This window comes from bacterium, from assembly GCA_020854115.1.
GTDB lineage: Bacteria > Patescibacteriota > Saccharimonadia > CAILAD01.
On sequence record JADZGC010000012.1, the window covers coordinates 17,533 to 33,622 of the forward strand.

Sequence of the window (16,090 nt, forward strand, 5' to 3'; positions counted from 1 at the left end):
ATGGCTCGCTATTATTTTGATTATGCTGCAGCAACCCCGCTCGACCCTGATGCGGCACGTGCCATGCATGAGGCAGAAGTATTGGTTGGGAACCCAGCTAGTTTGCACGCCGTTGGGCGCGCCGCGCGGTCATTGCTCGACCGAGCACGCAAGGATATCGCGCGGGTTTTGAACGCTCGCGAAACCGAGATTGTGTTTACGAGTACCGCTACAGAAGCTGATAATCTGGCGATTTTTGGTGTGGTTACGGCCAGTGGAGAAGAGCAAGCCGAAGTGCTCGTAGCGCCAACCGAACATGCGGCTGTGCGTCGAGTGACCGATGTGGTTCGCGCTAGTGGCTTTGCCTGTAAGGACTTGCCGCTGACCGAACATGGTTTGTGTGATGTGGCCGCTCTAGAAAAGATGATAACCGACAAAACAATATTGATCACGATCGGGTATGTGACCAGTGAAGTTGGGATAATTCAGCCAGTCGGCGAGATCGCCAAGCTTGTGCGTAAGCTGCGCGAGACACGTGTTGCGCGCGGAATCACGACCCCGCTGATCTTGCATACCGATGCCTCTGCAGCAGCTGGATTACTGACACTCGGGGTTGATCGGCTGGGTGTTGACCTCATGACATTGAGCTCGCCAAAGGTCTATGGCCCACACGGCGCGGCTGCGCTGTATGTACGTAGCGGCACACCACTTACTCCCCACACTATCGGTGGGGGGCAGGAGCGGGGCCTGCGAGCTGGGACAGAAAATGTACCTGCTATTGTAGGGTTCGCGGCGGCGCTAACGAAGGCCGAACGTATGCGCAAGGACGAGCTCAAACGGCTTGAACCCTTACGTGATGAGTTGTGGAGTAAACTACGTGTCATGAATGGCATTCGTCGCAACGGTGATCGCAACCAGCTGGCGAATACGCTGAATGTAAGCATTGCAGATCAAGATGGCGAAGATCTTGTATTGCGCCTCGACGCACTCGGCTTTGCGGTCGCAACAGGCGCAGCTTGTGCAGAGTCATCTCGCGAGCCTAGTCAGGTTTTGCTCGGTCTCGGTTATGATGAAGCTCGAGCTCAGAGTTCGCTACGCATCACACTAGGGCGAGATACAACCGAGGCAGCTGTTTCGGCGCTCGCCAAAGCTATCAAAAAAGTCGTACAATAAGCATATGCAACATCGTAGTCGAACTGCGCTGGCGTGCTTCTCGCCGCTGGTTATGTTCTTGACCTTCAGCTTTGAATTGGTGGCGGCAGTTTGGGTAATACTGCGCTACAAGTTTGATCGTCGCTCTGCGGTTATGGTCGCGCTGCTCGTTTTTTTGGCTATTTTTCAAATAGCCGAATATCGGGTTTGCGCACAAGCTGGAGATCAGGCGTGGGCTCGTATAGGGTTCGTAGCTACGGCTCTTCTCATTCCGCTAGGCGCAAGTCTCGTGAATGCAATTTCTCACGATCAACTTGGCCTGCGGCTTGAACAAGTACTGTGGGGGTTGGCGGCAGGGTTCATAGCTTGGTTTCTTATAGATCCGTCAAGCGTGCAGTTTGTATGGTGTGGCGGGAATTATTCCATCTACCACCTCGCACCAGTGCTTGGTACGCTCTATGCTATTTTCTACTTCGGTGCACTGGCACTCATACTCGTGCAGATTAACCGCCGCATGCATACAAGGTTATCAGCAGCAAAAGCCCGAGGGTTGATGGGGATCGGTGTTGGCATGTCGGCGTTTATTATCCCGACCCTGGTTGTAAATCTCTTGGATCCGACAACACTGCGAGCAATCCCGTCGATCTTGTGTGGGTTTGCCGTTATCTTTGCACTATTCTTGGTCGGTGTGGTAGCCCCGGCCGTATTACATCCACGAAAGGGCTGGTGTGAGCTCCGAGCGTAATCATCGTAAGTATTCCTGGCGCTATCGTCTGCGACGTCTTATCTTTGGCCTAGCTTTACTTGTAGGCGTGTCATTGCTTGCGATCTTCGGATCGGCATTTTATCTATCACCTCAGGATCAGCTTACAAAGGCGGATGCAATTGTCGTAATATCGGGCGGACAGACGCGTACTCGAGCAGAACGCGGCATTGAACTCTACAAGCAAGGCTGGGCACCAACGCTTGTGTTTTCGGGGGCGGCACTTGATAGCGGTCCAAGCAATGCGCACGAAATGCGCTTGCAGGCACTCCGAGCTGGCGTGCCGGATGAGGCAATTCTCAGTGATGAAGATGCTCGTACTACATACGAAAATGCGGTAAATACAAAACGCATGCTAGAGGCGAGTGACGCACGTTCAATAATATTAGTTACCTCACCATATCATCAGCGACGGGCTAACATGACATTTCGTTATTTATATGGTGATGAGTTTAAGATTATCAATCAATCTTCCTTCGACAATCGTTGGAGTAAGGCGGCCTGGTGGGCAACGCCATTTGGGGTGTATATTACTGCCAGTGAGTTGGCTAAAGTGCTCTACATATCTACCACAAACCAGTACCAGTAGGGCCTTGACATATACGTGATAAATCTCTATCATTAGTCAGCATACACATTGCACCTATGTAATTGGTCGTTTGAGTCATGAGGGGGGTCGCCTGTCAGGGAGAAGGTGATTGACCTAGGGCTCAAACCCTGCGGGACGGTTCGGAGTTCGGGGAGTGCCCGAGCCGTCCCGCCACATCGCGCATTCCGCATGTCGGAGTGCAAAGCTTGACAACGCTCGCCCACACGCCGGGGTGGACTTCAATGAGCTGTCTCGCTTCGGGTGGCCTAGAAACAGGTGCACAGACCTTCATCGGCCTGTTCTGGGTCATCCGGCGATCGCGCTGACTTCGTGTCAGCCACAATCTCAGCTGTAGGTGCGGACTGAGATGGCTGGTCCCGGGGCGAGAGTCCCGGGACCAGCACGCCGTTGTTCCAAGTATGGGGCAACGGATTTTTTATATTATCAATCTATATGCATACAGATACCAGCATCGTTAGTCAAGCAACAGTGTACGTCGGTCTTTCCGGTGGCGTTGATTCGAGTGTGGCAGCGCTGCTCTTGCAGCGCGCTGGTTACCATGTTGTGGGTGTCTATATGAAGAATTGGACACAAGATATTGCAGGCAATGAGTGCCCTTGGGAAGCTGATCTGCGAAGTGCTAAAAGCGTTGCTGCCCATCTCGATATCGAGCTGATGATATTTGATCTACAGTCGGAGTACAAACAGCTGGTTGTTGATGAAATGGTAGCTGCATACCGGGCTGGACAAACTCCAAATCCAGATGTGTTATGCAATCAAGATATTAAGTTTCGTATATTCTATGATCTGTGCCGAGCCGATGGAGCTGACCTAGTAGCGACGGGTCACTACGCACGCTTAGCTGCGGGGCGGCTTGTACAGGCTGTCGATGCGCGCAAGGACCAGACGTATTTTTTGTATCGCATGCCGCACGATACAGCCAAGCACACCCTCTTTCCTATAGGTGAATTACGCAAGCTAGCTGTTCGTGAGTTGGCGCAGCACACCGGTCTTCCGACTGCCGCGCGTCCAGATAGCATGGGACTTTGTTTTGTAGGGAAGATTCCATTGAAGGACTTTCTCTCAGAATTTGGCGAATTACATGGCGGTGAAGTGGTCGATGAGTCGGGAGTCGTGCTTGGGCAGCATGATGGGGTGGAACTCTACACAATTGGTCAGCGCCACGGCCTCGGCATTGGCGGCGGTAAGCCTTATTATGTGTTGTCGAAGGATTTGTCTTCTCGCCGTGTCGTCGTGACGACCGACCCGACGAAGCTGCGGCGTGATCATTATGATATCTCGGATGCCGTGTGGTGGGATGAGGTGCGTGAAGATCGAGCATATCAAGTGCGCAGTCGGCATCTGGGAGAATTACTGCCGTGTCGCGTTGAGACTAAGGGTGTGAATTGGCGGATCCATCTCAAAGGTGGGGCGCATCGCGGCGTGGCACCTGGTCAGCACGCAGTGCTGTATGACGGCGAGCGAGTACTGGGTGGTGGCGTCATAATATAGCAAAAAGTATTCCTATCAAGGCTCACCCTTCATCCTGTTTATGCTAAAATAGGGAGGTAAATAGGATCGATACCCCTTAAAATGGATGAGCTACAAAAAAGACCGTCCGGGTCTACTCCTGATCTGTCCTCAAGTTCGATGACGTACATGCCTAAGTCAAAGGGTGCGCCAGCCGAAGACAATGATTTCGCCATAGATAAGAAGTCTGAAAAAAAGACGGTCGCCGATTTGCCCGACAAGCTTGGAGCTGCTGAGGCCGAAAAGCAGGAGGGTATCAAGGTGATGGTCAATGGTAAGCCGAAGCAAACCCCATCACCAAAGCCTCAGCCCAAGCATGACGATGGGTCGCTCGCAGTACGCGCCTCGCATGTTGCGCCAGTAACTGATAGTCTTCATGCTGGAGGTAGTATGGCCCATCCAGAAGATATACCAAATCATAGCGCAAAAGCTCGCGGTGGTAGCAATAAGGGTTTGATTATTGTCATCGTGCTATTGCTACTCGCAAGCCTTGGCCTGGGATACATAGCTTACGCGAGCAACGTTCGAGTGACGAAATTGAATGCTGATCTCAAGCAAGCCAATGCAGACAAAGAGGCTCTACAGACTAAGGATACGACTACCGATGAGTCACCCATGACGCCCGCAATCGTTGGTGACAGCGTTGGAAAGCGATCAATTCCAGAGGTCGGCCTCACATATAAGCTGACGAGCAACACGAATAAAGTCACGTATGCGTATAGCGAGGTGCAGGAGTCGGGCGGCACAGTGCGCAGCGTACTGTCGTTTTCTACCACTACTTTGATAGCAGCGGAGCGAAAGGTGCTCAAGAATGGCGCAGCTCCGGCTTGTCTCGCGAGTGATAAGGCGCTTGGCTCGATTACTTCATATAAATCGACTGACACTGTGCCATCGGGCATGGGGAGCGGTAAGTTTAGTGACTTCAAGGTAGACGATAAGACTTCGTTTAAGCTCGGGGAGACGTACTATGTGTATAGCGCTCCTCAGGCGACATGCTCGAGCGACAAGACAGTTCAATCTGTTGAGACATCCGATAAAGCGATTGTCAGTGAGCTATTAACGAGTCTCGCGACACAATAGGGAACTTTATATGCAGCCCGACGAACGACCAACTCTTAGCACGCCAGCCCCGCAAGTTTATATGCCGAGTTCACATACTGCGCCACATACTATGAGTCCAAAGAATAAGAAATACGTTACGGATCGACAACCGACTCCATCGCCGATGCCGCCTTCGAACACGCCGCCGCGACGGAGAGGGCGCATTTTTGTGGTCCTTCTCATCCTTTTGCTCCTGGCTTCAACCGGGACGTTTGGGTATCTCTGGTATAAGCAGCGACAAATTGCATCAACGCCTGCCTCACCTAGCCCCACTCCCACTAGTTCTCCACAAACAGTGTCTGATAACATGCAAATCACGCAAGTATTCTCGCAGTCTCAAGACGCGAAACAAAAAAAGAACCTTATCTCAACTATCTCGGTGCCCACCTCGTATCGAGTCCAGTCAGAGATTAGTCCGCGGCAAATTGATGCCGGAACTGGCGGGCGGGCACTATGGTCGCTTCATATCGCCGATGGCTATCAGGAGAAACCAACAGGGGTTAAGGTCGGTTCGATTACTGCAATGGAGCTGCATGACTGGCTAAAGGCTGATGATATTGCAGACAGTAGCGGCAAGATTACTTATAGTATCTTTGGCGGCCCGCATAAAGCTAACCAGAAACAAACGCTACTCACGAATCTTGAAGTCTTATTGGCGGCAAAAGATACTGATATCAATAAATACCTGCCGAGCAATACAAATAAGGTGTTGTTCCCGTTTACGACCAATGCTGGTACAGGTAATTGGGTGAAGCCTGATCTGATTTCTCGCGATGGCTGGACTGGCTATACAGCAATTGGCCAGATACTCCAGAATACCGGCTATCGACCGCATATGTATGCCGTGATGCTGACAAAAGTGAAGGATGTTACTGGCGCTGATCGTAAGGTCTTAGTTTTTGCCGATATCGCTTTGCAGGATTCACTTGCCTTGAAGGCTGCGAATGATCAAGCAAGCGTGGCTAAAGAGATAGAGACTGCCACAGCAGCGATCGAAAAAGACGGCAAATATGGTGATGAGGCGACTGCTATGTACAAGAAGCTTCAGGACATCCTGACTACTCTGAAACTGGAAGTACAATAGTCGCTACAATATCTGCTCTCGCCAAATTGTCGATATAATTGTATAATCTCCAGATATGAATGCAGATGATATCCGTAATAAATATCTAGACTTTATGCGTGCTCAAAGGCACGTAGTGATTCCGCGTGCCAGCATAGTGCCAGATGGCGACCCGACGACGCTCTTCACTGGTTCGGGCATGCAGCCAATGGTGCCGTACTTACTCGGCGAACCACATCCTGAAGGGACCCGCTTGGTTGATTCGCAGACCTGTATCCGCGTACAAGACATAGACGAAGTGGGCGATACGAGTCATACGACATTCTTTGAGATGCTTGGCAATTGGTCACTCGGTGATTATTTCAAAAAAGAGCAAATTCGTTGGTTTTGGGAATTCTTGACTGGCGAGCTGGGACTTGATCCGAATAGGCTATACGTAACCGCTTTCATTGGTGACGAGAGGTTGGGCATTCCGCGAGATGAGGATGCAGCGAAGATCTGGCAAGAGCTATTTGAAGCAGCTGGCGTCGAAGCTAAGATTGTGTCGATTGGCTCGTGCGAGGATGGAAATCGAGACGGTATGCAGGGCGGGCGCATATTCTACTATGACGCGAAGGAAAATTGGTGGAGTCGAGCTGGTGTACCAGCAAACATGCCCATCGGTGAGCCGGGTGGTCCTGACAGTGAAGTATTCTATGATTTTGGCGAAGAATATCACGATGTGAGCTTCGGTCAACCGCATCCGGCGAGTGATTCTCCGCGCTTCTTGGAGATCGGCAATAATGTCTTCATGCAGTACATCAAGACCGAGGATGGGTTTGAGCCGCTCCGTCATCAGAATATCGACTTTGGTGGTGGGCTTGAGCGCCTCGCGGCAGCGGTCAATGATTGCCCCGACGTCTATCGCACAAGTTTGCTGTGGCCGATTGTCGAGCGGCTCATGGCTATTTCAAGCCTCCCGTATGATGGTAATGAAACGGCGATGCGCGTGATTGCCGACCACGTACGCGGAGCGACATTTATGGCAGTGGATGGCATTCGACCCAGTAATACTGCGCAGGGCTATGTACTGCGCAGGTTGACTCGTCGTGCGATTCGACGTGGCCTAGAGCTTGGAGTTGAGTCTGGTCTCATGGCGGCAATCGTGCCTACAGTCGTAGATATATATAAGGAAGCTTATCCTGAGATTGTCGAGCAAGCCAGTGAAGTCCTCGAGGTATTGTGCGCTGAAGAAGAACAATTTCGCAAAACGCTTGATCGAGGACTGCGTGAGTTTGGGAAGCGCACGAGCGAGCTTGATTTCTCTCAACGCCCACCTCGACCTACCGGCAAGCGTACCTCACTGACTGGTAAGCTCATCTTCCAGCTGTCTGACACCTATGGTTTCCCGGCCGAGATGAGTCTCGAGGAAGCCGAACAAGAAGGTGTGTCAGTGGATGAAAATTGGCGCGAAGAATATGACCGCTTGCTTGATGAGCAAAAAGAGCGTTCGCGTACCGCTACAGCGGGTCAATTCAAGGGTGGGCTTGCAGATCATTCGGTTAAGGTTATCCAGTATCACACAGCGACTCACCTGATGTATCGTGCTTTGCGCAATGTACTTGGGGATCATGTGATGCAGCGGGGGAGTAATATCACGCCTGAGCGCTTGCGCTTCGACTTCTCGCACCAGGATAAAATGACGCCCGAGCAAATCGCCGAAGTCGAGAAGATTGTCAATGACGTGATTGCTCGAGATTTGCCAGTGAGCTTCGTAGAGATGCAGAAGGATGCGGCTTTTGAAGCTGGTGCCCTTGGCGCGTTTGGTGAGAAATATCCAGATGTCGTAAAGGTGTATACGGTTGGCGATAATGACGGGGATTGGTACTCTCGCGAAATCTGCGGTGGACCACATGTGCCACGGACGGGCGAGCTCGGCGCCTTTCGAATCGTGAAAGAAGAAAGCTCCTCGGCGGGCGTGCGTCGCATTAAAGCTGTTCTCGAATAACGTACATGACCGATCATGAGCACTGGTTTCGTGAAGCGATAAAGGATGCCAGGCAAGCCAGCTGCAGGCGGCGCAGATGTGGGTCAGTGATCGTGAAGAATAATAAGGTGATTGGTCGAGGGTACAATTCGCCGCCTCTCGATATTGAAACGCATCGTCGGTGCGACGAGCCGGTTGATAAGTACGCTAAGTATCCGACTGATAAAACCTGCTGTGTTCATGCTGAGCAGCGAGCGATGTTTGATGCATTGCGCCATCATCCAGCCGAGCTTGAGGGAGCAAGTTTATACTTCGTGAGTGTAGACGAAGAAGGCAAGATGCTTTTCTCGGGTCAGCCATACTGTACGCAGTGTTCTAAGCTTGCACTAGAACTCGGCATAGCCTCTTTCGGTCTATGGCACGAAGGAGGAATCAGCGTGTACTCGACCGATGAGTATCACGCCCTCTCTTGGGGGTCGTGCATTGAGCAACAGGACAGTGTGTAAAATCATTGTTATTTATGTATTGAGTACTATATACTAAGCATAACAATAATGAGGCGCGTAAGACATGAGATTTGTCGCCCGGTTTGCGAGTATGGTTGCCATAGCACTAATAATTGGGGCGGTGCTTGGGGTGCGGTCGGCGCGTGCAGCGACCAGCACCTGGACTGGTGTGGGCTCAAACACTAATTTTTCAACTGCAGAAAATTGGGATATCGCCCCTGCTCTAGACGGTAGTGATGAGTTGGTTTTTCCAACTTCTGCAACTGGTTCACATTCACCCAATAATGATCTGACAGATAAATCATTTGTATCGGTCACGTTCTCTGGCGACACTACTGGCACGAATTACGTTCTTTCAGGTAATAGCTTCACATTGACCGGGGGCATCACCTCAAATGGCAGCGCCGTTAATAAGATCACTGCACCAATAGTGTTTACGGGTGACCAGACAATTACTGTGGGGGTCTGGAGTGACTTGAACTTATCTTCAATCGTTAGTGGTGGCGGGAATCTTACAAAAGCTGGTACTGGCTATCTTGAATTGGAAGGGGTGAACATATTTACCGGTAACCTAACCATTGGCGCTGGAGTAGTGTATGTGCGTGACAAGAGTGGGCTTGGTACTGATGCAGGCGGTACAATTGTCGAAGATGGAGCAGCACTGTCTATTGTTTTGGCAGAAGAAGACAAAAACGTCACTATAACTGAACCATTTACGCTTAACGGCTTGAGTAGTAATGATCTTGCTCAATTGTCAATCGTTGCGGTTTGTGGCTACGAATATTGTACTGATAGTGATATAGCTCTATCAGGCACCATCACGCTTGGTGCAGATACGGCAATTAATTCTGATGGCATCGTGCGAGTGACCGGTGCCATCACCGGGAGTCATAATATCGATGTGTTACCCGGAGATTACATCACGCTAATCATCAGTTCGTCAGCGAATGGATCCCTTACTCCAAACGGAACTTATACCGCATCGCCAACTTCCACCACGTATGATCAAGATTTACCGTCGACATTCATTAGTATACGAAATTATCAAACCGGGATCTTAGTGAATGGAAACTATGGCGGAATATCGGTCGGCGCCAATGGCATACTTAAGGGCTCGGGTTCGGCTGTAGGTTCAATTTACATTGGGGCGGGCGGCGTGATCGCACCAGGCACCTCTCCAGGGTGTATCTCTACGGGCGGGAACCTTGACATTAATGGTGAATATCAGGCGGAGTTAGCGGGTACTACACCTTGTACGGGATACGATCAGCTATCCTTATCTGGCACGGGGGTTGTCAATGTGGATGGCGGTACATTGACTGTGACTTTGTTAGATAACTACGTGCCTAAGCAAGGCGATACCTTTACTATCATCGATAATAAGACTGCAAATGCAGTCGAAGGCACATTCTCTAATCTTGCCGAAGGTGCAACATTTCAGGTTGGAAACGTAGTCTTTCGTATTAGCTATGTGGGTGGTGATGGGAATGACGTGACGATCACAGCCATTACAGTTCCGGCATTGCCGCAGGCAGGGTTCGCAAAACTAATAAATATTTTTGCGCTGAAGTTAGCTATGGGATTGGCTACGATTGTCTTGGTGATTATCGGCGCAGTTAGATTTAGTCGTCGAACATAGACGCTTGGACTATGCATGGGGCGACATAGTACTCAGCGACCTGAAGAGTTCTGGACGATCGAAGAGCGTAGTTATGTGTATTCGCGTCTGAATGGAATCAACGCATATTATGAACGTTTTGTAGTTTCTCCTTCCAATAGGGCCGACACCCAAAACGTTGGACAAGAGGCGACCGAGGCGATTGTTCCGGTGCGCGTCGAGAAGTCGGTGGCGGCAGACATTCGAGGGCTAATCGATGAGCTGCGCGATCCGACTGATACTTTGCCGCCAAGCCTGGCTTTTATGCCACAGCGTCAGGAGCGAAAAGGCTCCCAGAAAGCCACGCGCCAAAAACCTATGCGCGCATCTAGGCGTCGTGGGGCTGTTGTATTCTTTGCTCTAGCAATCATTGTTAATCTCGTCGGTCTTGGCTTCGTAGTGGAGGGAATGTTATGGAATAAGTCGGTATTAAGTGAAACAGTGGCTCGTGCCGATCAGGATAAGGTGCAGCCGAGTGCAGCCTCGGCTTATTTGCCTGAGGAAACACCCCCGTCCGAAGCCATGTACACTGCCCATATAACCGCTCCTGATGGGCCACGTTATCTGCAGATTCCTACGCTTGGCGTGAAGGCGCGCGTATTACAAGTAGGCCTGAATGGTTCTGGGGCACTCGATGCGCCAAAAAATATCTTTGATACTGGCTGGTATTCTGCTAGCGCAAAGCCTGGTGTCGGAGCTGGCGCGGTATTGATCGACGGTCATTCGACTGGGCTTACGAAGGAAGGGGTATTTACAAAAATCGGCGTGCTAGCGCCAGGGCATAAGATTCAAGTCATTCGTGGGGACGGCAAGGTCGTGAGCTATAACGTGGTGAAGGTCGAAAAGCTACCGAATGCGCAAGTGGATATGGTATCCTTGCTGCTCTCGGTTGACCCGAAGCGACAGGGGTTAAATCTGATCACATGCAGTGGTGATTTCAACCAGCGAGATTTTACATTTGCTGAGCGTACTTTAGTGTACGCCGTTCAGGAATAATCTTAGTAAAAAGCCCTACCGGCAGTAGGGCTTATAACGCTTTTAGATAGATGCATCAAAGCTTGAGTAGCACTTTGATTACCATGGGGTCGAGGGCGGTAATCCCATACTTCTTTGTGACTTGTTTGAGCCGCATCTTGAGACTCTCGGCATCAATCCCGTATTGATCATGTCCGCAACTAACCTGGTACGGTCGGACTGTTGCACCTCTTTCTCCAGGTGCACTATCGACATAAAGGACGTACCAGGCATGTAGGTTGCCCTGCGAACTCCATCTATAGCGCAGGAGGATGCCATCGATCTCGATGATCGACTGGTTAAAGGTATTATGGTCGAGGTTGTGCTTGTAGATCTTGACAGGGTGACCTGTCTGATCGCGCCAAATCTCGAGAGCTTCGAAGAGTTGACGCTTGGCTTCTGGGAAGCGCTGATAGAGGTTATCATATGCTCCTGACTCATCCAACAGGCTCATCGGGACTCCTTGGTAGGTGCGGTGATGGGCTTAGTGTTACATATCATTGGGAGAGTTTCAAGGATAAGAAAAATCCCCATCAGCTCTTATTGAGGGGATGGGGATGGGTCGCTAGGTGTGCGGAGCTAGCTTGAGTGTTGCGGGTCGCTTTGACTTCTTCTTCGGCCGCTTGGCTTGTGGGCTGGAGACTATTGCCTGGCATGCCTCGAGCCAGCGTGCATGCTCGGCGTCGATGATCTTTGCGATCGCAGCCACCGTATCCTCTTGCCTGCCCTGTACACTACGCACAATGTGCGCATTTGGGAGGTTCGGCCAGAGGTTTGAGATAGTTGCGATCTCGAGCATACCCGCGGCGATGCGTGCTTCGATCTCGGCGGATGTCAGGTCGCCACGGTGTTCGAGTCGAGATTGGAGGATCTCTCGGAAGCGCATGGAGCGAAGCGCAGCATTGCGCTCGAATAGATCAACCCTAGTCGACGAGCTCATGCGGTCGGTGCCCGGGAAGTCTGGCCAGGGCAAGATGCCGATGAACGTGATCGGGTACTCGGGGTGGAAGGCCATGAGCTGAGCTGCACCCTGGATCTCGAGATCGATGATGGTCGGCTTGGCCGGATCAGGCTTGCAGGTCGCATATGCCTTGCCGGCAAACGATGCCCATTCGAGCACTTCACCGGAGGCCACAGCATCACAGATCTGTGACAGGGTCTGGTCATAGATGTACTTCCCCTGGATGTCGGTAGGGCGTTCACTACGCGAGGTGAGGCTCTGTCCGTACGCTAGGTAGAGCTTCAGGAGTAGGAGGTTCTGAATCGTGGTTGACTTGCCACTGCCGGATGGGCCGACGATGGCGAAGACAGGGGCAGGTGGGTAGGGCAATGGTAGGTGCTTCATGACTCTCTCTTTTGGTTGAGTGGACATGTGCATAGCTGAAACTTTACTATAATTTGACTCAATATTCAATAAAAATCTCGCCCCTCTCTGGTGTGAGGGGCGAGTGAAGTCATCTGATCGTCAGATGTAAAGCTTGGTGCGCATTGCCTCTTCTTCGGCAGCACCGACGATAGCGGCGCCGACGACGAGTGCAGCAAGTGTGCCGACACCCTAGATGGCGTCGGTGATGATGAGTCGTTTGATGGTTCGATTCATGGGTTGATTCCTCCTTGGGCGGACTTGATTGCAGATACAGGCGCATGAAGGCGCTTGTCGCGGGCACGCTTGGTCTCGGCGAGCTCTTGCCGGTGGTCAGCCAGGCTGCTCTTCGCAAACGAGTGGGCCATGGCGAGAGCTACCAGGCCAATTACGAGACCGGTCGGATCACTCGGTGCCCAGCGGAAGTAGCCGTAGATCACCAGGAAGCCGACGGCTTCCAGATTGAACTTGATCTTGCCAGACATGAAGGCTCCGTTGATCTCTCGGCCGATTGTCTTGGCGATGCTCTCGTTCTCGATGCTCGCCTGGGCGACACGCACCTCGGTAGTGAGCAAGAAGATGATCATGGCGCCGCTGGCGATGGCCATGGCGGGGTTCAGCAGATGCCAGATGATGAACGGGGCTACCAGCGCGAGCGCTGCCATCAGTACCTTGTCTACCACCGGGTCAGCTTTCTTACCAAACTCCGTCACGTGATCGAGCGTGCGTGCCAGAGGCCCATCGATGCCATCCAGCGCGAAGAGCGCCATGATGATCACGAACCATGTCGTGGCCTGCGGATCTTGATTCCACAGATGCATTGCCGTGATGACGACGACGGGGGCTGAAACCGCACCGCGTAAGATGCACATGCCGTTGGGCGTGTTGTTGCACAGCCAAGCGAGCCAATTGAGGCGTGGGCGCTTCTCGGCGAAGTTGCGCGTCGGGACGAGCAGGAGGCCGAACGGCAGTGCCAGCAGCCAGAAGGCCAGCTTGAACGGCTTGACGTAGAGCTTGTCCTGGGGCTTCCAGGGACTCCAATCAGCGTTGTGGGCAGAAGGGGCGGGCGTAGGGACGCCGATGAGGCCGGGTCGTTCAGTCAATTGTCCCTCCAGGGGGAAGTAGTAGGTGCGGGTGAACGGGAGTTTGTGCGTATTCTAAGCAAACTCTTACCCGAAACAATATAATAATTTGCTATCTGAAGCAAGCATAAGCGAAGCTAGCTCGAATCTGCTAGAATGGGCATATATATGGCACTCAAACTTCCAAAATTTAACAAACTCAACCTGAAGCGTGGTAGCTCGAAGCTCAAGAAGCTCAAGAACCGCAGCGATGACCCATACATCGTCAGTCTCGATATTGGGACCGAGTATGTAAAGGTGCTGATTGGTGAAGTGAAGGGTGATCAAGTCGAGATTATTGGCGCTGCTCGACAACGTCAGCGCCTAACCGACATGGCATCTGGCGCGGTGACTGATATCGCGGGCGTGGTGGAGAACTGTGACGCTGCGCTGCGCATCGCTGAGCGCGCATCGGGCGTCGTGGCGCGCAATACTGTTATTGGGATCGCTGGCGAGCTCGTGAAGGGCATGACGACCAGCGTAAGCTATCGACGCTCGAAGCCCGAAATCCAGATCGATATGGTGGAGCTTCGGGATATCATCGAGCGCGTGCAGCGTGCAGCTTTTGAGAAGGCTCGTTCGCAGCTGGAGTGGGAGACAGGTGCTAAAGACGTGCAGGTCAAATTAGTTAACGCTGCTGTTGTGGATGTAATGATCGATGGGTATCGTATCACGAATCCGATCGGCTTCCAAGGCAAAGACGTGACGATCTCGGTCTTCACGGCCTTCGCGCCAATGGTGCACCTCGGAGCCTTGCAAACTGTGGCGCGCGATCTGGATCTGAATCTCATTAATATTGCAGCTGAGCCATTTGCGGTTGCCAAGAGTGTTGGTGCAGATGATTCTACTGAGTTTAGCGCAATATTTATCGATATCGGCGGTGGCACAAGTGACATCGCGGTCGTAAATAATGGTGGTGTCGTCGGCACACGTATGTTTGCGATAGGCGGTCGGAGCTTCACAAAGCGGATTGCGACGACACTCGGTGTAGGCTTCGAGAAGGCCGAAGCGCTCAAACTCACCCACTCAGCCGGTGAGCTCGAGAAAGAACAAGAGAAGGAGATTAGTGAGGCGCTGGCAAAAGACGTCGAGGTCTGGATATCTGGGGTTGAGCTTGGACTGTCGGAGTTTGATGAGCTCGATCATTTGCCCAATCGCATTCTGCTCTGCGGCGGCGGCTCAGCTCTGCCAGAGATCAAAGAAGCTCTGCTGTCTGATTGGTACAAAGAGCTGCCATTTGCGCGCAAGCCAAAGATTGATTTTGTTGCACCGGCTGATGTGAATCGTGTGATCGACCACACGGGAAAACTTAAAAGCCCGCAAGATATTACTTCGATGGGGCTAGCCAATCTCGCCCTCGACATTGTAGGTGCCGAGCCCAAGGGAGAGCAATTGCTGCAGCGCCTTAGTCGCACGCTCTCGATCTAGATATCATTGAAGTTTTATATATTTTAGTTTATAGTTATCGTATCTCTCGTACCTCGGAGGAAAGATGCTGCATCCGCTCACTTTGTTTTTACTGATGTTGATGGGGCCAAGCGTGACGGCGGTCTTGATACACAGTTTCTCAGTGCTGAATTTTGGCAGTACGGCAAAATCAGCTCGTGCGATGAGTAGGATCACGCTGGCACTATTCCTCGTCGGTTGTATTGGGTGTATCTCCACGTATATAGTGCAGGCATGGGATCTACTCGCAGTATTTGGAGCTTCGACCCTACTAATGTTCTTGGCTTTTGCAAGGGTGAGCCTGGTGATGGTGGTCATTTGGCCGCCAAGCAAGACTGATATCGAGAACGTAAACATCTATTTCTAGGCACTAGTAATCAGTGAGCTCGTCCTTCCAGAAGTGGGAGGGCGCTTTTTATTTGTCCACAACTTTATGTGTTGCTTCGAGAAGCGAATACAAAAGTTATCCACTCCCCCTGAGCGAGCCCTACGGATAGTGCTCATGTCAAGGTTTGACACACTATGGGTGGTTTGTTAGTATAGCCCCCGTAGCTTTTTTGAAAACTTGTGAGGAGGGCGTCTTTACGACTCAGTAAATAGCCTTTTACAGCTAGCGAATTCTCTATCTATCACCAGTCTCTTCAAGAAAACTCCTGTTGCACTTTCAGATAAAGGACACAACTTTTTCGCTCAATTTTCATATAAGTAATAAAGGTCGATGTGTCTTATGTTCTCGATGCCACATAAGCTTCGAGAAGACGAAAGAACGCACAGTAACTCATGCGCAACATACAGCGGATTGGCGCGAGGTGGGTAACACCACTTCATCCCGTTTCAATC

The 16,090-nt window shown here is 51.5% G+C and carries 15 protein-coding genes; 12 read left to right on the forward strand and 3 right to left on the reverse strand.

The features are described from left to right. The 10 genes from IT415_02120 to IT415_02165 all read left to right on the forward strand — a co-directional run bounded on the left by IT415_02120 (position 1) and on the right by IT415_02165 (position 11,302). Positions 1–1,152 carry a cysteine desulfurase gene (locus IT415_02120; protein ID MCC7543482.1) on the forward strand — a complete coding sequence of 384 codons (1,152 nt, stop codon included), beginning with the start codon at positions 1–3 and terminating at the stop codon, positions 1,150–1,152. Positions 1,153–1,156: 4 nt separating this feature from the next. Further along, positions 1,157–1,876, forward strand: a complete 720-nt coding sequence (locus IT415_02125; GenBank protein ID MCC7543483.1) for a hypothetical protein — start codon at positions 1,157–1,159, stop codon at positions 1,874–1,876. Beyond that, on the forward strand, positions 1,860–2,483 hold the full coding sequence (locus IT415_02130; protein ID MCC7543484.1) for a YdcF family protein: 624 nt from the start codon (positions 1,860–1,862) through the stop codon (positions 2,481–2,483). The genes IT415_02125 and IT415_02130 overlap by 17 nt, the downstream gene beginning before the upstream one ends. 453 nt (positions 2,484–2,936) lie before the next feature. Then, positions 2,937–3,995, forward strand: a complete 1,059-nt coding sequence (gene mnmA, locus IT415_02135) for a tRNA 2-thiouridine(34) synthase MnmA (GenBank protein MCC7543485.1) — start codon at positions 2,937–2,939, stop codon at positions 3,993–3,995. A gap of 147 nt (positions 3,996–4,142) precedes the next feature. After that, a complete protein-coding gene (locus IT415_02140; GenBank protein ID MCC7543486.1) occupies positions 4,143–5,093 on the forward strand; it encodes a hypothetical protein in 951 nt (316 codons plus the stop codon). A gap of 328 nt (positions 5,094–5,421) precedes the next feature. Next, the gene (locus IT415_02145) at positions 5,422–6,198 is read left to right on the forward strand and encodes a hypothetical protein (protein ID MCC7543487.1); all 777 of its coding nucleotides are present in this window, start codon (positions 5,422–5,424) and stop codon (positions 6,196–6,198) included. Positions 6,199–6,253: 55 nt separating this feature from the next. Further along, positions 6,254–8,164: an alanine--tRNA ligase gene (locus tag IT415_02150; GenBank protein MCC7543488.1), complete on the forward strand. Its 1,911-nt coding sequence runs from the start codon at positions 6,254–6,256 to the stop codon at positions 8,162–8,164. Between the two features lie 5 nt (positions 8,165–8,169). Beyond that, positions 8,170–8,649, forward strand: coding sequence for a hypothetical protein (locus tag IT415_02155; GenBank protein MCC7543489.1), 480 nt, complete (start codon positions 8,170–8,172; stop codon positions 8,647–8,649). Positions 8,650–8,713: 64 nt separating this feature from the next. Beyond that, positions 8,714–10,288, forward strand: a complete 1,575-nt coding sequence (locus IT415_02160; protein ID MCC7543490.1) for a hypothetical protein — start codon at positions 8,714–8,716, stop codon at positions 10,286–10,288. Between the two features lie 15 nt (positions 10,289–10,303). Beyond that, positions 10,304–11,302 (forward strand): class F sortase, encoded by a 999-nt coding sequence (locus IT415_02165; protein MCC7543491.1) that lies wholly within the window; start codon positions 10,304–10,306, stop codon positions 11,300–11,302. A 55-nt stretch (positions 11,303–11,357) separates the two neighbouring features. On the opposite strand, the gene IT415_02170 is transcribed toward IT415_02165, so the two are convergent. The 3 genes from IT415_02170 to IT415_02180 all read right to left on the reverse strand — a co-directional run bounded on the left by IT415_02170 (position 11,358) and on the right by IT415_02180 (position 13,786). Beyond that, positions 11,358–11,774 (reverse strand): hypothetical protein, encoded by a 417-nt coding sequence (locus IT415_02170; protein MCC7543492.1) that lies wholly within the window; start codon positions 11,772–11,774, stop codon positions 11,358–11,360. A 111-nt stretch (positions 11,775–11,885) separates the two neighbouring features. Then, the gene (locus IT415_02175; protein ID MCC7543493.1) at positions 11,886–12,665 is read right to left on the reverse strand and encodes a hypothetical protein; all 780 of its coding nucleotides are present in this window, start codon (positions 12,663–12,665) and stop codon (positions 11,886–11,888) included. A gap of 251 nt (positions 12,666–12,916) precedes the next feature. Then, a complete protein-coding gene (locus tag IT415_02180; protein ID MCC7543494.1) occupies positions 12,917–13,786 on the reverse strand; it encodes a CDP-alcohol phosphatidyltransferase family protein in 870 nt (289 codons plus the stop codon). 147 nt (positions 13,787–13,933) lie between these two features. Between IT415_02180 and IT415_02185 the strand changes: the two genes are divergently transcribed. Both IT415_02185 and IT415_02190 read left to right on the forward strand, forming a co-directional pair. Then, positions 13,934–15,232: a rod shape-determining protein gene (locus IT415_02185; GenBank protein MCC7543495.1), complete on the forward strand. Its 1,299-nt coding sequence runs from the start codon at positions 13,934–13,936 to the stop codon at positions 15,230–15,232. Positions 15,233–15,296: 64 nt separating this feature from the next. Continuing rightward, on the forward strand, positions 15,297–15,617 hold the full coding sequence (locus IT415_02190) for a hypothetical protein (GenBank protein MCC7543496.1): 321 nt from the start codon (positions 15,297–15,299) through the stop codon (positions 15,615–15,617). Positions 15,618–16,090: the final 473 nt, after the last annotated feature.